The organism is Streptomyces sp. NPDC104831, from assembly GCF_055583025.1.
Window position 1 is genome coordinate 56,238 of sequence record NZ_JBVJOT010000013.1, and the last position, 20,819, is coordinate 77,056.

Annotated in this window: 18 protein-coding genes; 7 read left to right on the top strand and 11 right to left on the bottom strand. The window is 70.0% G+C overall.

The genetic code is table 11. The features are described from left to right. Window positions 1-35: 35 nt before the first annotated feature. Genes ACZ63H_RS11985 through ACZ63H_RS12005 form a run of 5 tightly spaced genes read right to left on the bottom strand, consistent with a single transcriptional unit; the run spans window position 36 to window position 5,613 of the window. Window positions 36-1,118 (bottom strand): ABC transporter ATP-binding protein, encoded by a 1,083-nt coding sequence (locus ACZ63H_RS11985; RefSeq protein ID WP_469863939.1) that lies wholly within the window; start codon window positions 1,116-1,118, stop codon window positions 36-38. After that, a complete protein-coding gene (locus tag ACZ63H_RS11990) occupies window positions 1,111-2,085 on the bottom strand; it encodes an ABC transporter ATP-binding protein (protein ID WP_469863941.1) in 975 nt (324 codons plus the stop codon). The genes ACZ63H_RS11985 and ACZ63H_RS11990 overlap by 8 nt, the downstream gene beginning before the upstream one ends. Before the next feature lie 7 nt (window positions 2,086-2,092). Further along, window positions 2,093-3,067, bottom strand: coding sequence for an ABC transporter permease (locus ACZ63H_RS11995; RefSeq protein WP_469863943.1), 975 nt, complete (start codon window positions 3,065-3,067; stop codon window positions 2,093-2,095). After that, window positions 3,060-3,980, bottom strand: a complete 921-nt coding sequence (locus tag ACZ63H_RS12000; protein WP_469863945.1) for an ABC transporter permease — start codon at window positions 3,978-3,980, stop codon at window positions 3,060-3,062. Before ACZ63H_RS12000 ends, ACZ63H_RS11995 begins: the two co-directional genes overlap by 8 nt. A gap of 4 nt (window positions 3,981-3,984) precedes the next feature. Continuing rightward, window positions 3,985-5,613: a peptide ABC transporter substrate-binding protein gene (locus ACZ63H_RS12005; protein ID WP_469863947.1), complete on the bottom strand. Its 1,629-nt coding sequence runs from the start codon at window positions 5,611-5,613 to the stop codon at window positions 3,985-3,987. A gap of 471 nt (window positions 5,614-6,084) precedes the next feature. Here ACZ63H_RS12005 and ACZ63H_RS12010 point away from each other — a divergent pair, with 471 nt between their 5' ends. From ACZ63H_RS12010 to ACZ63H_RS12035, 6 genes are all read left to right on the top strand, one after another. Then, window positions 6,085-7,113 (top strand): ABC transporter permease, encoded by a 1,029-nt coding sequence (locus ACZ63H_RS12010; protein ID WP_469863949.1) that lies wholly within the window; start codon window positions 6,085-6,087, stop codon window positions 7,111-7,113. 82 nt (window positions 7,114-7,195) lie between these two features. Continuing rightward, window positions 7,196-8,956: an ABC transporter substrate-binding protein gene (locus ACZ63H_RS12015; RefSeq protein ID WP_469863951.1), complete on the top strand. Its 1,761-nt coding sequence runs from the start codon at window positions 7,196-7,198 to the stop codon at window positions 8,954-8,956. A 105-nt stretch (window positions 8,957-9,061) separates the two neighbouring features. Next, window positions 9,062-10,042: an ABC transporter permease gene (locus tag ACZ63H_RS12020; RefSeq protein ID WP_469863952.1), complete on the top strand. Its 981-nt coding sequence runs from the start codon at window positions 9,062-9,064 to the stop codon at window positions 10,040-10,042. A gap of 71 nt (window positions 10,043-10,113) precedes the next feature. Next, window positions 10,114-11,148, top strand: coding sequence for an ABC transporter ATP-binding protein (locus tag ACZ63H_RS12025; protein ID WP_469863954.1), 1,035 nt, complete (start codon window positions 10,114-10,116; stop codon window positions 11,146-11,148). Between the two features lie 25 nt (window positions 11,149-11,173). Continuing rightward, window positions 11,174-12,217, top strand: coding sequence for an ABC transporter ATP-binding protein (locus ACZ63H_RS12030; protein WP_469863956.1), 1,044 nt, complete (start codon window positions 11,174-11,176; stop codon window positions 12,215-12,217). Window positions 12,218-12,452: 235 nt separating this feature from the next. Further along, window positions 12,453-13,193, top strand: coding sequence for a class I SAM-dependent methyltransferase (locus ACZ63H_RS12035; RefSeq protein ID WP_469863958.1), 741 nt, complete (start codon window positions 12,453-12,455; stop codon window positions 13,191-13,193). A gap of 31 nt (window positions 13,194-13,224) precedes the next feature. Here ACZ63H_RS12035 and ACZ63H_RS12040 read toward each other — a convergent pair whose 3' ends face one another. Then, the gene (locus tag ACZ63H_RS12040) at window positions 13,225-13,359 is read right to left on the bottom strand and encodes a hypothetical protein (RefSeq protein ID WP_469863960.1); all 135 of its coding nucleotides are present in this window, start codon (window positions 13,357-13,359) and stop codon (window positions 13,225-13,227) included. Window positions 13,360-13,505: 146 nt separating this feature from the next. Between ACZ63H_RS12040 and ACZ63H_RS12045 the strand changes: the two genes are divergently transcribed. Continuing rightward, window positions 13,506-14,381 (top strand): helix-turn-helix domain-containing protein, encoded by an 876-nt coding sequence (locus ACZ63H_RS12045; protein WP_469863962.1) that lies wholly within the window; start codon window positions 13,506-13,508, stop codon window positions 14,379-14,381. A 63-nt stretch (window positions 14,382-14,444) separates the two neighbouring features. Here ACZ63H_RS12045 and ACZ63H_RS12050 read toward each other — a convergent pair whose 3' ends face one another. The 5 genes from ACZ63H_RS12050 to ACZ63H_RS12070 all read right to left on the bottom strand — a co-directional run bounded on the left by ACZ63H_RS12050 (window position 14,445) and on the right by ACZ63H_RS12070 (window position 20,680). After that, on the bottom strand, window positions 14,445-15,566 hold the full coding sequence (locus tag ACZ63H_RS12050) for an ABC transporter ATP-binding protein (RefSeq protein ID WP_469863964.1): 1,122 nt from the start codon (window positions 15,564-15,566) through the stop codon (window positions 14,445-14,447). Window positions 15,567-15,579: 13 nt separating this feature from the next. Then, the gene (locus ACZ63H_RS12055; RefSeq protein WP_469863965.1) at window positions 15,580-16,641 is read right to left on the bottom strand and encodes an ABC transporter ATP-binding protein; all 1,062 of its coding nucleotides are present in this window, start codon (window positions 16,639-16,641) and stop codon (window positions 15,580-15,582) included. Between the two features lie 14 nt (window positions 16,642-16,655). Beyond that, window positions 16,656-17,633, bottom strand: coding sequence for an ABC transporter permease (locus ACZ63H_RS12060; protein ID WP_469863967.1), 978 nt, complete (start codon window positions 17,631-17,633; stop codon window positions 16,656-16,658). A 108-nt stretch (window positions 17,634-17,741) separates the two neighbouring features. Further along, complete coding sequence (locus tag ACZ63H_RS12065) at window positions 17,742-19,535, bottom strand: ABC transporter substrate-binding protein (RefSeq protein WP_469863969.1); 1,794 nt, start codon at window positions 19,533-19,535, stop codon at window positions 17,742-17,744. 104 nt (window positions 19,536-19,639) lie between these two features. Then, complete coding sequence (locus ACZ63H_RS12070) at window positions 19,640-20,680, bottom strand: ABC transporter permease (RefSeq protein ID WP_469863971.1); 1,041 nt, start codon at window positions 20,678-20,680, stop codon at window positions 19,640-19,642. Window positions 20,681-20,819: the final 139 nt, after the last annotated feature.

The following is a 20,819-nucleotide window of genomic DNA, read 5'->3' on the forward strand; positions in this document are numbered from 1 at the left end:
GTGCGGGTGCCGTAAACGGGCCGGGGTGCGCCATGTCACCCCGGCCCGTTCCCGTTCCCCCGGGGCAGCCCGGGCGGGACGGCCCGCGGCGGGGAGCCCCCGGCCGGCCGGTCCTCCGCGGCGAAGTGACAGGCCGACGGGTGGGCCACGGGCCCGGGGACGCCGAGGAACGCGGCCGGCACCGCCAGCGCCGGGTCCTCCCGCGCGCACCGCTCGCGCGCCTTCCAGCAGCGGGTGCGGAAGCGGCACCCGGAGGGGACGGCCGTCGGCGAGGGCACGTCCCCGGCGAGGATGATCCGCTCGCGCCGCTCGCGGGCCGCCGGGTCGGGCACGGGCACCGCGGAGAGCAGGGCCTGGGTGTAGGGGTGGGTCGGGTGGTCGTAGATCCCGTCGCCGGGGCCGCTCTCCACGATCCGGCCGAGGTACATCACCCCGACCCGGTCCGCGAGGTGCCGCACCACCGACAGGTCGTGCGCGATGAAGACGTACGAGAGGCCGAACTCCGCCTGGAGGCGGGCCAGCAGGTTGACCACCTGGGCCTGGACCGAGACGTCCAGGGCGGACACCGGCTCGTCGGCGACCACGACCTCGGGGCGCAGCGCCAGCGCCCGGGCGATGCCGATGCGCTGGCGCTGCCCGCCGGAGAACTGGTGGGGGTAGCGGCCCGCGTACTCCGGGTCCAGGCCGACCACGTCCAGCAGCTCGCGCACCCGGCGCCGCCGGTCGCCCTTCGGGGCCGCCTCGGGGTGGATCTCGAACGGCTCCCCGACGATGTCCCCGACCGTCATCCGGGGATTGAGCGAGGTGTAGGGGTCCTGGAAGACCATCTGGATGCCGCGGCGCACGGCCTTCAGCGCCCGGCCGGACAGGCCGGTGATGTCCTCGCCCTTGAACCGGAGGGTGCCGGCCGTCGGGCGCTCCAGCCGGCACAGCAGCCGGGCCACCGTCGACTTGCCGCACCCCGACTCGCCGACCAGGCCCAGCGTCTCGCCCCGGCCGAGCGCGAAGTCGACGCCGTCGACCGCCTTCACCACGCCGGTCCGCCCGCGCCGCAGCACGCCCCGGGTGAGGGGGTAGTGCTTGACCAGCCCGGTCGCCTCCAGGATCGGCTCAGCCACCGAGGCACTCCCTCCAGAAGTGGCAGGCGCTGCCCCGGCCGCCGGGCACCTCGTACAGCGGGGGTTCCTCGGTGCGGCACACGTCCCGGGCCATCGGGCAGCGCGGGTGGAAGGAGCAGCCGGGCGGGACGCGCGTGAGGTTCGGCGGCAGGCCCTTGATGGCGTACAGCTCGCGGCCCCTGCGGTCCAGGCGGGGCACGGACTCCAGCAGGCCGCGGGTGTAGGGGTGGGCCGGGGCCCGGTAGAGGTCGTGCACGGGCGCGGACTCGACGATCCTCCCGGCGTACATCACCGCGATCCGGTCGGCGACGTCCGCGACGACGCCCAGGTCGTGCGTGATCAGGATCAGTCCCATGCTGTACTCGCGGCGCAGCTCCGCGAGCAGGTCCATGACCTGGGCCTGGACCGTGACGTCCAGGGCGGTGGTGGGCTCGTCGGCGATGACGAGGGCCGGCCGCAGGGCCAGCGCCATGGCGATCATGATGCGCTGGCGCATGCCGCCGGAGAACTGGTGGGGGTAGTCCCGCACCCGCTGGGCCGCCGCCGGGATGCGCACCCGCTCCATCAGCTCCACCGCCCGGGCCCGGGCGGCCCTGCGGGACATCCCCCGGTGCACCACGAACATCTCCCCGAGCTGGTCCCCCACGGTGAGCACCGGGTTGAGGGCCGACAGCGCGTCCTGGAAGATCATCGCCATGGCGGCGCCCCGGATCCCGCGCCGCTCCCGCTCCTTCAGCGTCAGCAGGTCCCGTCCCTGGAACAGGACGCTCCCGCCGGTGATCCGGCCGGGCGGGGTGTCGAGGATGCCCATCACGGCCTGGGCGGTGACGGACTTGCCCGACCCGGACTCGCCGAGCACGGCCAGGGTCTCCCCCGCGTCCACCGTGTAACCCACCCCGTCGACGGCCCGGGCGACACCGTCCCGGGTCTGGAACTCCACGCGCAGGTCGCGCACTTCGAGCAGCACGGCGCCGTCACCTCAGCTTCGGGTCGAGGGCGTCGCGGACCGCGTCGCCGAGCATGATGAAGGCCAGCACCGTGACGGCCAGGGCGCCCGAGGGCCACAGCAGGGCGTGCGGGGCGTTGCGGACGAAGGGGGAGGCGGCGGAGATGTCGATGCCCCAGGAGACGCTGGGGGGCCGCAGGCCGACGCCGAGGTAGGAGAGCGTGGCCTCCAGGGCGATGTAGGTGCCGAGCGCGATGGTCGCGACGACGATGACGGGCGCCACCGCGTTCGGGGCGATGTGCCGCAGCAGGATCCGGGTGTCGGAGGCGCCGAGGGCGCGGGCGGCCTGGACGTAGTCGTTCTGCTTGACGGTGATGACCGAGCCGCGCGCGATCCGGGAGATCTGCGGCCAGCCCAGCAGCACCATGAACCCGACGACCGGCCAGACCGTCGTGGAGGCGACCACGGACAGCAGGACCAGGCCGCCGAGGACGACCGGGATGGCGAAGAAGACGTCGGTGAGCCGGGACAGCAGCGCGTCCCAGACCCCGCCGAAGTAGCCCGCCAGCCCGCCGAGCACCGACCCGAGCAGGGCCACCCCGAGCGTGGCGCACAGGCCCACCGTGACGGACGTGCGGGCGCCGTGGACGGTGCGCGTGTAGACGTTGCAGCCCTGGCCGTCGTAGCCGAAGGGGGCGCCCGGGGACGGGCCGTCCTGGGACCTGGCCAGGTCGCAGCTCAGGGGTGAGCCGGGGGCGATCAGCGAGGGCCGCACGGAGATCAGCAGCAGGAAGCAGATGACCAGGGCCGACAGCAGGAAGACGGGATTGCGGCGCAGGTCCCGCCAGGCGTCGGACCACAGCGAGCGGGGCCGGCCGGCCCCTCCCGGCGGCCCGCCCGGTGCCCCCTCGAGCGTGGCGGCCTCGCTCGCGCCGAGGTCCATCGCGCCGCCCATTCCGGTGCCGGCGATCGCGCCCTCGGGTTCGTAGGGCTGTTCAGGCATGGCGGATCCTCGGGTCGAGTACGGCGTACAGCAGGTCGACGAGCAGGTTGGCCGCCAGGAAGACGAGGACCAGCACGGTCACGAAGCCGACGACCGTCTGTGTGTTCTGGCGCAGGATGCCCTGGTAGAGCTGGTAGCCCACGCCGTGGATGTTGAAGATCCGCTCCGTGACGATGGCGCCGCCCATCAGCGCGCCGATGTCGGCGCCGATGAAGGTGACCACGGGGATGAGCGAGTTGCGCAGCAGGTGCCGGGTGACGATCCGGCGGCGGGGCAGTCCCTTGGCGACGGCCGTGCGGACGTAGTCGGAGCGCCGGTTCTCCGCGAGGGAGGTCCGGGTCAGCCGGGTGACGTAGGCGAGCGAGACGGAGGCGAGGACCAGGCCGGGCACGATCAGCTCGTCGAAGCCGCCGCCGCGCACCGAGGGCCGGATCCACTGCCACTTGATGCCGAGCAGCAGTTGCAGCAGCAGGCCGGTGACGAAGGTCGGCACGGAGATCACCACCAGGGTGGCCAGCAGCACCCCGGTGTCCACGGGCCGGCCGCGCCGGAGCCCGGTGACCACGCCCAGCGTGATGCCGACGACGACCTCGAAGAGGACGGCCACGACGGTCAGCCGGGCGGTGACCGGGAACGCCGTCGCCATCAGCTCGGTGACCGGCTGTCCGTTGAACGCCGTGCCGAAGTCGCCGGTGAAGACCTTCCCCATGTAGGTGAGGTACTGCCGCCACACCGGCTGGTCGAGGCCGAACTCCCGGCGGAGCTGGGCGGCGGTCGCCGGGTCGCAGGCCCGCTCCCCGCACAGCCCGGCGACGGGATCGCCCATCACGTTGACCATCAGGAAGATCAGCAGCGTGGCGCCGGCGAACACCGGGATCATCTGGAGCAGCCGGCGCAGTACATGGCGTCCCATGGGCTCAGCCGACCCTGATCTCGTTGTAGACCGGGACGCTGAAGGGGTTCAGCGCCACGTGGGACAGCCGCTCGGAGTAGCCGGCGTTGCCGTTCTGGTACCACAGCGGGATGGCCGCCATCCGGTCCCGGACGACCTCCTCGGCCCGCTGGAACAGCGCCACGGAGCGGGCGGGATCGGTCTCGGCGTTGGCGCGGTCGACCAGCCGGTCGAAGTCCTCGTTCGACCAGGCGCCGTCGTTGGAGGAGGCGCCGGTGTAGTAGAGGGGCTGGAGGAAGTTCTGGATGAGCGGGTAGTCCATCTGCCAGCCCGCCCGGAACGGTCCGGTCATCCGGTGCCGGCCGAGCTGGTCGCGGAAGTCGGCGAAGGTGCCGACCGGGTTGCCGACGCAGGCCCGGTCGTCGCCGAGCGCGTTGTTGATGGAGTTGCACACGGCGTCGACCCACTGCCGGTGCGAACCGGAGTCCGCGTTGTAGGTGAGGGTGAGCCGGCCGCCGGGGATGCCGCCGCCTTCCGCGATCAGCTTCCGCGCCCGGCCGGGGTCGTAGGCGCAGGCGCTGCCGCACAGCCCCGCCTTGTAGCCGCCGGCCGCGCCCAGCACCGGGGAAGTCCAGTCGGTGGCCGGGGTGCGGGTCCCGCGGAAGATGGTGTCGGTGATCTGCCGGCGGTTGATCGCCATGGACAGCCCGGTGCGGACCTTCTCCGCGCCGGGTCTGCTCCAGTCCTTGTCGTAGTAGGGGAACGCGAGGGTCTGGAGGATGCCCGCGGGGGTGTTGAGGTAGCGGTCGCCCAGGTCGCTCCCGACGTTCTTCAGCTGGGCGGCGGGGATGTCGTCGGCGAGGTCGAGGTTGCCGGCCAGGAGGTCGGTGTAGGCGGTGTTGCTGTCGGTGTACACCAGGAGGGTGACGCCGTCGTTGCGGGCCTTGTCCGGGCCGGGATAGCCGTCCCACCTCTTCAGGTACATCTGCGAGCCCCGCGTGTAGGAGGCGATGGCGTAGGGGCCGTTGCCGACCGGCTTGCGCACCCAGGCCGCGTGGTCGGTGAAGAAGGCGCGGGGCAGCGGGGCGAAGGCCGCGTAGCCGAGGGTGTCGGGGAAGCCGGAGAACTTCTGGTTGAGCCGGACGGTGAAGGTGTGGTCGTCCACCACCCTCAGCCCGTCGAGGGTGTCGGCGCGCTGGCGGCCGGCGGCGGGGTGGACCCGGTCGTAGCCGTCGATGTAGCCGAAGAAGTACGCGTTCTTCTGGTTGTTGCGCAGGCTCGCGCCGTAGTTCCACGCGTCCACGAAGGACCGGGCGGTCACTTTCTCGCCATTCGAGAAGGACCAGCCGCGCCGGAGACGGACGGTGAAGTTCCGCGAGTCCCTGGTCTCGATGGAGCGGGCCAGCCAGTCGCGGGCCTCGCCCGTTCTCGGGTCGTACCGCTTCAGGCCCCGGAAGATCATGTCGAGGACCTTGCCGCCCTGCACCTCGTTGGTGTTGGCCGGCTCCAGCGGGTTCTGCGGGTCGCCCCAGGAGGAGCTGAGCACCGCGCCGCCGTTGCCGCCCGCGCCGGCGCCCCCGCAGCCCGCGGTGGCGGCCACCAGTGCCAGCGCCGCCGCACCGGCGGCCCATCGGGCGTGCGTGCCGCACCGCATGGCGTGCCTCCTCGTGCGCCTGGAAACGAGTACCGGTCGATAGGGAGACATACCGCGCGCGGCTCCCGCCTACCGCCCGGAAATGCGGCCTTTGGGGGGACACGTCATCCGAATGCAGGCACCCCTCCACGGGCCACTGATGATCTTGACCATCGAGCGCAATAGATCTACGCGTAACGATGCCGAAACGTTGGATTGGGACGGGGTGATGTACGCATGTCGACACTCCACCGTCCGCATATCGAACTCCTTGCCCGTTTCGCGCAGTTAGTCCGATGTGAAGCACGGATTGATTACGGCGCGCTACCCGCGTAGCTACGGAACGATCAAGGCAGAGTAAAGAAGGTAAAGAGAAAACCAAGGCGGCCGAGAATTTATTGACCTTGAATGAATTGCGTTGAAAAAGTCCGGCGTAGCCCGTAGGGGAGCGCCCTGCGGAGTCATCAGACCCTCCCTTGGGCCAGGAGCACCATGACCCCTCCATCTCCATCCGCGGCTGCCCCGCTTGAGGTGACCGACGAGACCGTGGCGAAGTCGACCACTGCGGACGGTCCGAAGGGCAGCGAAGGCCGCTCCCCGGGCCGACTCGCCTGGAAGCGCTTCAAGCGCGACAAGACGGGCGTCATCTCCGCCTACGTCGTGATCTTCTTCTTCGTGATCGCGATCGCGGCCCCCCTGATCGCGAAGCTGTACGGCAAGGACCCGTACACCACCTACGCGAGCCAGGACCCGAGCCTGCTCAACGCCTTCTCGTACCCCTCGGGCCCCAACGGCGGCATGAGCCCGGACTTCTGGTTCGGCGTCGAGCCCCAGCTCGGACGGGACGTCTTCACCTTCCTGCTCTACGCGATCCGCACCTCCCTGGGCATCGCCCTCGCCGCCACCCTGCTAACCGTGTTCCTGGGCGTGGTGATCGGTGTCACCGCCGGCTACCTCGGCGGCCGGACGGACTACCTCGTGGGCCGGATCATCGACATCCTCCTGTCGTTCCCGTCCACCCTCTTCTTCATCGCGTTCATGCCGGTCGTCTACGGGCTCTTCATCGCCCCGGACGAGGACATCCCGACCTGGCTGCGGGCCACCGGCCTGATCATCGTCCTCGCCACCTTCGGCTGGGCCTCCATCGCGCGACTGCTGCGCGGCCAGGTACTCGGCCTGCGCGAGCGCGAGTTCGTCGAGGCCGCCAAGGTCACGGGCGCCTCCCCGCGGCGGATCGTCTTCAAGGAACTGCTGCCCAACCTGTGGACGCCGATCATCATCCAGGGCACGCTGATGCTCCCGGCGTTCGTCACCGCGGAGGCGGGTCTCGCCTTCCTCGGTGTCGGCATGATCGACCCGACCCCGGACTGGGGCGTCATGATCCAGCGCGGCGCCATGTTCTACACCGAGGACATCACCTTCATGCTCTTCCCGGGCCTGTCCATGGTGATCTTCGTGCTCGCGTTCAACCTCCTCGGCGACTCGGTGCGTGACGCACTCGACCCGAAGTCCAAGCGCTGACTCCGGCTGTTCAGGAGCACGGCAACGGCGCGCAGGGTGCCGGAATCTCTCTCATCTCTCCCACTTTCCAAGGCAGGAAGTCATGTCCTTCTCCCGTAGAAACTTCCTCATCGCCACCGGCGTCGCCGCGGCGACGACCTCGGTGCTGAGCGCCTGCAGCAGCGGCAACGAGGGCGGCTCCGGGCAGGACGACGCCCCCAAGGTGAGCGGCTCGAAGACGACGTCCATCCCGGTGGGCTCCAAGGCCGACTCGACCGGCCCGGCCCCCGAGGTCAAGGGCGCGGTCACGGGCGGGACGATCTACTCGCTCCAGCAGTTCGACATGGACCACATGGACCCCGGTCAGATCTACAACTCGACCGAGGCCGCCATCACCGTGCCGATCATGCGCGCTCTGACCGGCTACAAGCTGGACGACAAGGGCGGCGCCGTCCTCGTCGGTGACGCCGCGACCGACGCCGGCACCATGAAGGACGGCGGCAAGACCTGGTCCTTCACCATCAAGGACGGCCTGAAGTGGGAGGACGGCTCGGACGTCACCATGGAGGACGTCCGCCACACCTTCGAGCGCCTCTTCGCCCCGTTCATCACCGAGGGCCCCCGCTACGTGCAGACGTGGCTCCAGGGCGGCGACAAGTACAAGGGCCCGTACGAGGGCAAGCACCTCTCCTCCATCGAGGTCGACGGCAAGACCATCACCTTCCGTCTGACCGAGGCCCGCGCCGACTTCAACTACACGCTCGCCATGCGCGGTTACTCCCTGGTGCCGCAGAAGCACGACACCAAGGAGAAGTACGACAAGCGTCCGTTCTCCTGCGGCCCGTACCGGATCGGCGACCGCAAGATCGGCAAGTCGATGACCTTCGTGCGCAACGAGCACTGGGACCCGAAGACCGACTCGATCCGCAACGCCTACCCGGACCAGTACGTCTTCCAGATGGGCTACGAGCTGGTCGCGTCGACCGACCGCTGGATCGCGGACCAGGGCAACGACCAGTACGCGGTGCCGATCTTCAACGAGATCGCCCCCGAGCGCATCGCCCAGGTCCTCACCAAGCCGGAGCTGAAGAAGCGCGTCCTCACCGCGGTCGACACGGTCACCTACTACTGGCCGATCAACACCACCCGCATCACGGACGTCAAGGTCCGTCAGGCCATCAACTGGGCCTGGCCGCACCAGCAGATCCAGACCATCAACGGCGGCAAGGCGACCACCGAGATCGCCAGCACCATCCTCGCCCCGGTGACCCCCGGCTACAGCAAGTTCGACCTGTACGACGGGCAGAAGACGCCGGGCGGCAACCCCGAGAAGGCCAAGGCCCTGCTGAAGGAGGCCGGCAAGCTCGGCCAGAAGCTGGTCATCGCCTACCAGCAGTCCGACACCCAGGTGAAGGTCGCCGTCGCCGTCAAGAACGCCCTGGAGGCGGCCGGCTTCACGGTCGTCAACAAGCAGGTCGACAAGTCGACCTTCTACACCCAGATCGGCAAGATCGACAACGACTTCGACCTGTTCGGCGCCGGCTGGAGCCCCGACTGGCCGAACGGCTACTCGGTCTTCTACCCGTGCTGGAGCGGCAAGAACATCGGCGACGGCCGCAACAACTACGCACAGCTGAACGACCCGAGCGTCAACAAGGCGATCGAGGCCGCTTCCAAGATCACGGACGTCGAAGAGGCCAACAAGGCCTGGGGCAACGTCGACAAGATGATCATGGAGCTGGCCGCGGCCGTCCCGGACTACCACAAGATCCGCAACTACCTGTACGGCTCGAAGGTCGGCAACGTCGTCTGGGACGGCGCCAACACCTGCGTCGCGCTCTCCAAGCTCTACGCCAAGAAGTAAGCCCGCGCGACCTGCTGGGGCGGCCATCCCGTATGGCCGCCCCTGCGGCCCACCCCCCTCTACTTCCCTCCCGGCGACGGCGCCCCGTCCGGAAAGTCACGCCTCATGCTCCGCTTCCTTGTCCGCCGAGTCATCGGCGCGCTGGTCATTCTGCTGATCATCAGCGCCATCACCTTCTGGCTCTTCTACGCCGTGCCGCGTGACCCCGCCATGATGTCCTGCGGCAAGAACTGCACGCCTGAGAACCTCGAGCAGATCAGGAAGAACCTGGGCATCGACAAGCCGATCCCGGTGCAGTACTGGCATTGGCTCGTGGGCATCTTCGCCGGCCGTGACTACCCCGGCTTCGACTACTGCGACGCGCCCTGCCTCGGGTACTCGTTCGCCAACCGTGAGCCCGTCTTCGACACGATCATGGACCGGCTGCCCACCACCCTCTCGCTCGCCTTCGGCGCGGCGATCGTCTTCCTGATCCTCGGTATCGGCGCGGGCATGCTCGCGGCCCTCAAGCAGGGCAAGTTCCTGGACAAGTTCGCCAGCTCCGCCTCGCTGCTCGGCTCCTCCCTCCAGGTCTACTTCGTCGGTTACATCGCGATGTTCTTCTTCGTCGCGCAGCTCGGGTGGCTCGACCAGCCGCAGTACACCCCCCTGACCGAGAACCCGGCCGCCTGGTTCTCGGGGCTCCTGCTGCCCTGGCTGGTCCTCGCGATCATCTTCACCGCCAACTACACCCGCATGACCCGCTCCCAGCTGGTCGAGCAGTTGAGCGAGGACTACGTCCGCACGGCGCGGGCCAAGGGCCTGTCCCGGGCGAACGTGTTCTTCCGGTTCGCCTGGCGCGGTGCGATGGGTCCGATCGTCACGGTGTTCGGCATCGACCTGGGCACGCTGATCGGCGGTGCCATCATCACCGAGTCGACCTTCAGCCTCCAGGGCATCGGCCGGCTCGCGGTGAAGTCCGTGGACCAGAGCGACCTGCCGATGCTGCTCGGTGTGACTCTGCTGGCGGCGGGCGCGATCGTGTTCTTCAACATCCTCGTGGATGCCGTCTACGCCTTGATCGACCCGCGGATCCGGCTCGCCTGACCCGCCCCACCCCGTTCCGACCCCGCCCCACCCGGCGATCTCTCTCGCATCACCCCCTCAGGAGCGTCCCCGTGACGAGCACCGATCAGCAGCCGTTCCTCTCCGTCAAGGACCTACAGGTCCACTTCTCCACCGAGGACGGCATCGTCAAGGCCGTCGACGGGCTCAGCTTCGACATCGCCAAGGGGCAGACGCTCGGCATCGTGGGCGAGTCGGGCTCCGGCAAGTCCGTCACCAACCTGACGATCCTGGGCCTCCACGACCGCCACCGCACCGCGATCGACGGCCAGATCCTGCTGGACGGCAAGGAGCTGCTCACCGCCACCGAGAAGGAACTGGAGCGGCTGCGCGGCAACAAGATGGCCATGATCTTCCAGGACGCGCTGGCCTCGCTGTCGCCGTTCCACACGATCGGCACGCAGATCGGTGAGACGTACCGCAAGCACACCGGCGCCTCCAAGAAGGAGGCCCGGGCGCGGGCGATCGAGATGCTGAAGCGGGTCGGCATCCCCCAGCCGGACGTGCGGGTGGACGACTACCCGCACCAGTTCTCCGGCGGTATGCGCCAGCGCGCGATGATCGCCATGGCGCTGGTGTGCGACCCCGAGCTCCTGATCGCCGACGAGCCGACCACGGCCCTCGACGTGACGGTCCAGGCCCAGATCCTGGACCTGCTCAAGGAGCTCCAGCAGGAGTTCGGCACGGCCATCATCTTCATCACCCACGACCTCGGGGTCATCGCCGACATCGCGGACGACGTACTCGTGATGTACGGCGGCCGGTGCGTGGAGCGGGGCACCAAGAAGGAGGTGCTGAGCAGCCCTCAGCACCCCTACACCCTCGGCCTGCTCGGCTCCATGCCGAGCCTGGAGGGATCGGTCGACGTACCGCTGTCGCCGATCCCCGGCTCGCCGCCCTCCCTGCTCAACCCGCCGACCGGCTGCCGCTTCCACCCGCGGTGCACCTTCGCCGGCAAGGTCGCGGGCGGGCTGTGCTCCACGGAGCGGCCGCTGCTGGACGTGGTGGACGGCCGGGGCTCGGCCTGCCACCTCCCCGCCGAGCAGCGGGCGGACCTCTTCGCCGACTACACCGCCTCCCGGCACTGACGTACACGAGACGGGATTCACCATCATGGGCAACGCGCAACCGCTCCTGGACGTCAGCGGTCTGACCAAGCACTTCCCGATCAAGGGCGGCTTCCCCATCAAGCGGACCGTCGGCGCCGTGCAGGCCGTCGACGGGCTGGACTTCCAGGTCGCCGAGGGCGAGAGCCTCGGTCTGGTCGGCGAGTCCGGCTGCGGCAAGTCGACCACCGGCCGGCTGATCACCCGCCTGCTGGAGCCGACCGGCGGCAAGATCACCTACCGCGGCCAGGACATCACGCACGCGGGCCGCAAGGACCTGGCGCCGATCCGCTCCGAGATCCAGATGATCTTCCAGGACCCGTACGCCTCGCTGAACCCGCGGCAGACGGTCGGCAAGATCATTTCCGGGCCGATGGAGATCAACGGCATCGACCCCGAGGGCGGCCGGGAGAAGCGGGTCCGCGAACTCCTGGAGATCGTCGGCCTGAACCCGGAGCACTACAACCGGTTCCCGCACGAGTTCTCCGGCGGCCAGCGCCAGCGCATCGGCGTGGCCCGCGCCCTCGCCCTGGAACCCAAGCTGATCGTCGCCGACGAACCGGTCTCCGCGCTCGACGTCTCCATCCAGGCCCAGGTCGTCAACCTGCTCCAGAAGGTGCAGCGGGAACTCGGCATCGCGTTCGTGTTCATCGCCCACGACCTCGCCATCGTCCGGCACTTCTCCCAGCGCGTCGCCGTCATGTACCTCGGCAAGATCGTCGAGATCGCCGACCGCGAGGACCTGTACGGCAACCCGCGCCACCCCTACACCCGGGCCCTGCTCTCCGCCGTGCCCGAGGCGACGGTGGACGAGGAGCCGCGCGAGCGCATCCGGCTGACCGGTGACGTGCCGTCGCCGATCAACCCGCCCTCCGGCTGCCGCTTCCGCACCCGCTGCTGGAAGGCGACCGAGAAGTGCGCGACGGAGGCGCCTCCGCTGGTGCAGGCGGAGGGCAACAAGCCGGGCCACCTGACCGCCTGCCACTACCCGGAGACCACGGACACCGTGCCCGCTCCGCGTCTCGCCAAGGACCCCGAGGCGGCGGCCTGACACACCCCTTTCCGTCAGCCGCCCCCTTGCGGAGCGGACTTTCACCGGCCCATTGACCCGAGCCCATGAACGTCCGGTCCGGGGGACGAGGGCCCGCGCCTCCCCAGGCGCGGGCCCTCTCGCACAACCGGCGCCCGCGGGCCGCGACCGCCCCCGGCTCCCCGTTCCATCAAGGGATCTCCATAACCCCACGGATCCCGGCACACCGTCCTGCCCCGTGTGGCACACTGCCGCGGTGGTGGATCACGCCTTTGCCGATCTCTCGCTCGCCGCGTTGTACGACAGCCTCAACCCCTGGGGCCCGGGCGACGACTTCTACCTCGGGCTGCTGCGGGAGGCCGGCTCCGCGCTGGACATCGGGTGCGGCACCGGGCAGTTGCTGCGCCGGGCCCGGGCCGAGGGGCACCCGGGGCACCTGACGGGACTCGATCCGGCCGCGGCCATGCTCGTCCAGGCGCGCCGGGCCCGCCCCGACGTCGAGTGGGTGCTCGGCGACGTGCGGGTGCGGCACTGGCGGCCGGAGTTCGATCTCGTCGTGATGACCGGGCACGCCTTCCAGGAACTGGTGACGGACGAGGAGATCCGGGTCTGTCTGCGCGCCGTCGCCGCGGCCCTGCGGGACGGCGGGCGGTTCGCGTTCGAGACCCGCAACCCCGGCGCCCGCGCCTGGGAGCGGTGGACCCCGGACCGGGTGCACGAGACCACCGCCCCCGACGGCACACCGGTGCGGATGTGGCACGCGGTGCGCGGCGCCGGACCGGAGCGGGGCCGGGTGCGCTTCACCGAGACGTACGCCGGCCCCCACTGGCCCGCCCCGCGGTCCGTGCACAGCGTGCTGCGCTTCCTGGACGCCGCGGCGCTGGACGGTTTCCTCGCGGAGGCGGGCCTGACGGTGGCCGCGCGGTACGGCGACTGGGACCGGACGCCGCTCACCCCCACGGCCCCGGAAATCATCACGGTGGCCCGCCGGGCCTGAATGTGCTACGTCCTTGGGGAGCGGGACGGCTTCAGTCGTCACCGAGGCCGGACAGCCTGAGGACCCATGCGGTGACGGCCCGGGCGGCACCCGCGCAGACACCGCTGACGACGGCCCACCACGCGCGGGGCCCGCGCGGGCCGGGAGAGGGGGACGGGACGGTCATGGGAGGGCTCCTTCCATCGGGCGGCGCCACGCCGCTCGGTCGGTCACACCTCACCGTCGCCGTCCGCTGGGGAGTTACGTCAAACATGAACGGTTGCTTTCTCGTGAAACACCCATGACCTGGGGAAACCCGGAAGGGGGGACGGGGTGGGGAAGGACACGGCTCCTGAGGACCTGCCCGAAGTGCGGGAGCTGACCGAGCGGTTGGCGGCCCTGCGAAGGGAAGCGGGACTGTCCCAGGGGCAGATGGTCGACCTCTTCCACAGCAACAAGGCGAGCGTGTCGCGCATCATGAACGGCAAGAAGCACCCGTCCTGGGACGAGTTCACGCTGAAGCTGGTCGAAGCGGTCGGGGAACGGCGGGAGCGGCCGGTGCCCGCGGGTGAGCTACGGGCGTTGCGACTGCTGCACGAGCGGGCCCTCGTCGCCCGGGACTGCCACAGCAAGGGAATCGTCCTGCTGCGGGAGGAACTGACCGGCCTGCACTCCCGGCTGCGCACGAGCCGCGCCGACAACAGGCGGCTGACCGCGCTGGGCACGGCCACGCTCCTCGCCGCCACGGTGGGCTTCGCCTACACGGCCACGGCCGACCTGGCGAAGGGCGCGACCAGCGTGAGCGGCGACGCGCCCCGGGTGACCACGGAGTGCGTCGCGCTTCCCACCGGGGAGCCCGGGGCCGCCTGCGCGAAGACCCGGTGGTGGTGGTCCCTGCCGTCGCCGGACAAGGGCGTCGAAGCCACGTTCGGCCTGCGCACCGGCCACGACACCGGGGAACTCGGCGGTGTCCTGCGCCTGAAGGCGGACTGCGGGGCCACCGTCCGGTGGTCCGTCACCGTGCGCGTCGCGGGCGCGGGCACCACCGAGCCGGCCGCCGGCACGCTCCGCCGGGACACCCCGGTGGCGCTCTACGCACCGCTCCACCGTGACGCCCGGACGATGACGTTCACCGCCCGGCGGACCGACGGCGCGCACTGCGCCGCCACCGTGGTCTGGGACCGTCCCCGGCCGGCCATCACCTACTGAGAGGGAGGCGGCACCCCGCCGCCGCCCCGCCCCGGGTCCCGGGCCGGGGCGGCGGCGGGGTCCCTAGTCGGTGCGCTCCTCCTCCAGCGCCGTCAGGGCCGGGTCCAGCACGATGTCCGCGTCGCGGGCCTCGATGGTCGGGTCCTCCGGGAAGTGGCAGGCGGTCAGGTGACCGTCCCGGTTGCCGGAGAGCCGGACCAGCGGGGGTTCCTCGGTCGCGCACCGGTCCTGGGCCTTCCAGCAGCGGGTGCGGAAGCGGCAGCCGGACGGCGGGGAGACGGGGGACGGCACGTCGCCGGCGAGCCGGATCCGCTCGCGCCGGGGCGCCTCCTCCCGCGTCGGCGTCACCTCGGGGACCGCGGAGAGCAGGGCGTGGGTGTACGGGTGGCGGGGACGGGTGTAGAGGGAGTCCCGGTCCCCCACCTCGATGATCTTGCCGAGGTACATGACGGCGACGCGCTGGGAGAAGTGCCGGACGACGGCGAGGTCGTGGGCGATGAACACGAACGCGATGCCGAGTTCCCGCTGCACCTTCTGGAGCAGGTTGACGACCTGGGCCTGGATGGAGACGTCGAGGGCGGAGACCGGTTCGTCGGCGACGATCAGCTTGGGTTCCAGGGCGAGGGCGCGGGCCACGCCGATGCGCTGGCGCTGGCCGCCGGAGAACTCGTGCGGGAACCGGTTGTAGTGCTCCGGGTTCAGGCCGACGATCTCCAGGAGTTCGCGGACCCGCTTCTCCCGGCCGCCCTCGGGGTCGATGCCGTTGATCTCCATCGGCCCGGAAATGATCTTGCCGACCGTCTGCCGCGGGTTCAGCGACGAGTACGGGTCCTGGAAGATCATCTGGATCTCGGAGCGGACGGGGGCGAGCTGCCTGCGCGTGGCGTGGCTGATGTCCCGGCCCCGGTAGGTGATCGTGCCGCGCGTGGGTTCCAGCAGGCGGGTGATCAGCCGGCCGGTGGTCGACTTGCCGCAGCCGGACTCGCCGACCAGGCCGAAGCTCTCCCCCGCGTGCACGGTCAGGTCCAGCCCGTCGACGGCCTGCACGGCGCCGACGGTCCGCTTGACGGGGAAGCCGCCCTTGACCGGGAAGTGCTTGACCAGCCCCGAGACCTCCAGCAGGGGTTCCGGCGCCGCGTCGGCACCCGTCTCGCGGGCGGCGGGGAGGACCAGATCCTCTTTCATGACGGTTGTCCTCCTAGCCCAGTCGGGGCCTGATCTCGTCGGCGAAGATGGTGCGTTTCTGCTCGGCACCCAGATGGCAGGCCGAGGAGCGGCCCGGTGCCAGCGCGGGGCGTTCGGTGACGCAGCGGTCGCCCCCGACCCGGTCCCGGAACGTGCACCGGGGGTGGAAGCGGCAGCCGGACGGCGGGGTGAGCAGGCTCGGCGGTGTCCCGGGGATCGGCTCCAGCGGGGTGGCGAGGTCGGAGTCCAGCCGGGGCATGGAGTTCAGCAGGCCCCAGGTGTACGGGTGCCGGGGCGAGCGGAGCACCTCGTCGACCGTGCCGCGCTCCACCGCCCGGCCCGCGTACATGACCATGATGTCGTCGGCCATGTCGGCGATGACCCCGAGGTCGTGGGTGATGAAGACGATCGCGGTGCCGAACTCCCGCTGGAGGTCCTTGAGCAGGTCCAGGATCTGGGCCTGCACGGTCACGTCCAGCGCGGTGGTCGGCTCGTCCGCGATCAGGAGGTCCGGGTCGCACACCAGCGCCATGGCGATCATCGCGCGCTGGCGCATGCCGCCGGAGAACTGGTGCGGATAGTCCCGGGCGCGCTCCTCGGGGTTCGGGATGCCGACCTTGCCGAGCATCTCCACGGCGCGTTCCCAGGCGGCCCTCTTCGAGGCTCCGGTGTGCTTCCGGTACGGCTCGGCGATCTGCCGGCCGATGGTGTAGAAGGGCGACAGCGCGGTGAGCGGGTCCTGGAAGATCATCGCCACCCGGTTGCCGCGGAGCCGCTCCAGCTCCTTCTCGGTGGCGGTGATCAGTTCCTTGCCGTCGAGGACGATCTCCCCGTCGACCGCCGTGAACAGCGGGTCGTGCAGCCCGAGGACGGTCAGGTTGGTGACCGACTTGCCCGAGCCCGACTCGCCCACGATGCCGAGGGTCCGGCCGCGGTCGACGTCGAAGGAGAGCCCGTCGACGGCCTTGACCGGACCGTCCTCGGTGGAGAACGTCACGTGGAGATCGCGCACCGAGAGGAATCCGCCCGGCCCGGTCGGGGCCGGTGCGCCCTCGGCCTTGGTCACTGTGGTCACGATGGCTGGTCTTCCTAGGAGAGCCGGATGCGCGGGTCGATCCACGCGTAGGTGATGTCGGTGAGGATGTTGATGAGCAGGATGAAGAAGGCGCCGAACAGCATCACGCCCATCGTCAGCGGCAGGTCCTTGTTGACCGCGCCGTCCACGGCGAGCCGGCCGATGCCCTGGAGGGAGAAGGTCAGTTCGGTGACGACGGCACCGCCCAGCATGGAGCTGACGTCGATGCCGAGGATGGTGACGATGGGGATGAGCGAGCCGCGCCAGGCGTAGCGCAGGAAGACGTACCTGCGGGACATGCCCTTGGCACGGGCGGTGCGCACATGGTCCTCGGCGAGCTGCTCGATCATCGACGAGCGCGCCATACGGGTGTACTGCGCGGTGAAGATCGTGGCCAGCACGCACACCGGGATCGACATCCCGGTGAACCAGCCGACCGGGTCCCGGGTCAGGGGCACGTACTTCGGGTCCTCCATCCAGCCGGTGCTGTAGACGAGGACGGTCAGCACGACCGGGCCGAGGAAGTAGATCTGGAAGGAGCTGAGCACCATGGACGCGCCGGTGGCGACCTTGTCCACCAGCGTGCCGCGCCGGTAGGCGGCGAGCATGCCGGCGCCGATCCCGACCAGGAGGAAGACGACGGCACCGCCGGCGGTCAGGGTGAGGGTCAGCGGGAACCGGTCCATGATGGTGCTCCAGACCATGTCCCCGGAGTAGAACGACACGCCCAGGCAGGGCGCCGGGCAGTGACCGGCCGGGAAGTCGCGCCCCGTGACGATGCCGGACATGAAGTCCCAGAACTGCCGGGCCAGGGGCAGGTCGAGCCCCAGGGCCTGCCTGATGTCCGCCAGCCGCTGGGGCGAGCAGTCCTTGCCGCAGGCCAGGGAGGCGTAGTCGGAGGGTGCGGCCACGAACAGGAAGAAGGTCGCCGCCCCGATGAGGAAGAGCGTGACGAAGGCGCCGACCGTGCGCCGGATGATGAACTGGACCATGGCGGGCTGGCTGCTCTCTGCGGAGACGGTGGGAGACGGTGGACGGGCCGGGGCGGCCGGGGACGCGGGGCGCCCGCTCCACCGCGCGCCCCCGCCCCCGGCCGTCGGTCACGACTTCAGGTACAGCCGGGTGATGTCGATGAGGCTGGACACCGTGCCGTAGCGGGCGCCGCCCACGTTCGAACCGGAGATCTGGAACTGCTTCGTGTACCACAGCGGGGCCGCCGGGATGATGTTCTCCAGCAGGTAGTGGTGGGCTTCCTTCCAGGTCTTGGCGGCCTCGGCCGGCTCCTGGGTCAGTGCCTTCTTGATCAGGGCGTCGACCTTGGGGTCCTTGACGTGCGAGTAGTTCGAGGAGCCGTCGAAGACCTGCGAGCCGTCGTAGATCGGGGTGACGACCGTGCCCGGGGACGGCCAGTCCTGGCCCCAGCCGGAGATGTACATGTCGTAGGGGTTGTCGAGCTTGCCGATCTGCTCGTAGTAGCTGGCCGCGTCGATCTCCTTGGCGACGATGTCGAAGCCGACCTTGCTCAGCGCGTCCTCGATGGCGACCTTGCGCCGCTGGCCCTGCTCGCTGTTGGCGTAGGCGAAGACGAGCTTCTTCTCGGCGGCCGGGACGTCCTTGAGGATCTCCTTGGCCTTGGCGAGGTTGCCCTGCGGGGTCTTCAGCCGGCCGTAGGGGTCGTAGGCCGCCTCGTAGCCGGGCAGCGTCGGCGCGAAGAGGTTCGGCGCGACGTCACCGCCGTAGGCGCCGCCCTCGCCGGCGATGAGGGACTTGGAGTTGACCGCGTAGGCGGCGGCCTCGCGGATCTTCTTGTCCTTGACCCGGTCGAGGTTGAAGGTCAGCGCCATGACGTACGGCTGGTAGCCCTTGACCGTGCGCTTGCTGGCGTCCGGGTCCTTGATGACGTCCTGGATCTGGGTGGCGTCGACGCCGCCGGTGAGCTGGATGGCGTTCTTGTTGTCGCCCTCGTCCGCGATCAGCCGCTTGGTCTGGGTGGACTCGGTGACGCCGAACTGGAAGGTGAAGCCGTCCACGTACTGGTGGCGCACGGAGTCGGTCTTCGCGTCCCAGTGGGTGTTCTTCACCAGCTTCAGGGTCTTGCCGACCTTGTTCTCGGCGATCTTGTACGGTCCGGTGGCGACCGGCTCCTTCTCGTACCGCTCCTTGGTGTCGCCCTTCGCGGGGACGACGGCGTAGCCGGGCATGGCGAGCGTCTGCGGCAGGTCCGGGCGCGGCTGGTCGAAGTGGAAGACCACCGTCTTGTCGTCGGGGGTGTCCAGCACCGAGGCGGGCAGGTGCTTGCCGTCGAAGCCGCCGCCGGGCAGGGCCTTGCGGTAGTCGGCGCCGTTCAGCCAGGTCTGCAGATAGGTCGGGCCGTCGAAGATGAACTTCGCGTACGTGCGCTCGACGCTGTGCCGGACGTCGGCCGAGGTGAGGGCGTTGCCGTTCTCGTCCTTGATGCCGTCCTTCAGCGTGAAGGTCCAGGTCTTGCCGCCGTCGGAGGGCTTGCCGGAATCGGTGGCGAGGTCGCCGACGACCGAGACGTCGCCCTTGTCGTCCTCCTGGAACTGGGTCAGGCGGCGGAAGAGCAGGTTGGCGACCTGGCCGGAGTCGGAGACGTAGATCTGGCCGGGGTCCAGATGGGACAGGCCCGATTCCTGGTACACGGTGATCGTGCCGCCGGGCCTGGCGCCGGGCAGGTCCTTCGCGGGTCCGGTCGATCCCGCGGCGTCGACGTACGTCACCGCCTTGGACTGGACCGCCGCCTCCTTCTGGTCCTTCTCGGAGTCCTTGCCGGACTTGCCGCCCTCGTTCTTCGAGCAGGCCGTGAGAGCGAGCGAGCCGGCCGCGAGGGCGATCACGACGGCACGCGCTGCGCGGGCACGCTGAGACATCATGTGGGCTGTCCACCTACCTGTCGGGTCTGTTATCCGTGAGATCTGCCGGGCGCCGGCCGCGCGGACCGGCGGGGGCGGCAGCCACCCCCCACCCAACGGACGTGCTAGCGCCCGGACTTGGGGTCGAACGCGTCCCGTACGGAGTCCCCGAGGAGGTTGAAGCACAGGACGAAGACCACCAGTGCCAGCCCGGGGAAGAACATGAACGCCGGGTCCTGTTCGGCATACCGGGCACCGGCGGCGAAGAGGCGTCCCCAGTCGGGCGTCGGCTCGACGAAGCCGACCCCCGCGAAGGACAGGAAGGCGATGCTGAGGATGGTGCTGGGCAGCTGGTATGTGAACTGCACCAGGATCGGGGTGACGACGTTGGGCAGGATCTCCTTGCGCACGATCCGCCAGGGCGAGGCCCCCGAGACCCGGGCCGCCTCCACGAACTCCCGCTCCCGCAGGGACAGCACGGTGGAGCGCACCAGCCGGGCCATGCCCATCCAGCCCAGCAGCCACAGCACGATCAGCATGGCCACGGCGCGGAAGTAGGTCGGCGTCTCCTCGCGCGGGTCCACGAAGAACGACGTCACGACGGGCATGAACGCGATGAAGAACAGCTGCTGCGGAAAGGAGAGGAAGAAGTCGGTGCCGCGGCCGATCCAGTAGTCCGTACGGCCGCCGAAGTACCCGCCGACCAGGCCGACCACGATCCCGGTGAGCATGAGGAGGACGGTGATGCCGAGCGCCATGTACAGGGAGGTGCGCATGCCGTACAGCAGCATGGCGAACAGATCGCGGCCGTACTGCGGCTCGACACCGAACCAGTGCGTGCCCGAGACGCCCCCCAGGTAGCCGAGCGGAAGCCCGAATTCGTCCAGCACGGGATCGTCGGCGTAGGTGGGGTCCTGGCCGTACAGGGTGTACGGATCGGTGCCCGGGAGCTTCACCAGCAGCGGCGCGAGCAGCGCGACGGCGAAGTAGCCGATCACCACCACGGCGCAGACGACGCCCGTGCGGTCGCGCCGGAAGCGCAGCCACATCAGCCGGCCGGGGGACCGGCCCGCGAGTCCGGCGGCGCCGGTCCGTGGCTCCGGGCCTAACGCGCCGGAGACGGCGGCCGACGCCCCGCCGCCCTTAGTGTCGATAGGACTTGTCACGGTTCGTCCGTTTCACAGGTATAAGTGTGAGAGATACCCGGGTACTCCTAGGACGCGCGTGACCGCGGTCGGACGCGCGTGGTGACTGGGGTTCCCTCCTCATGACTGCACGTTTCACCAACGGAAGAGGGTTTCCGTC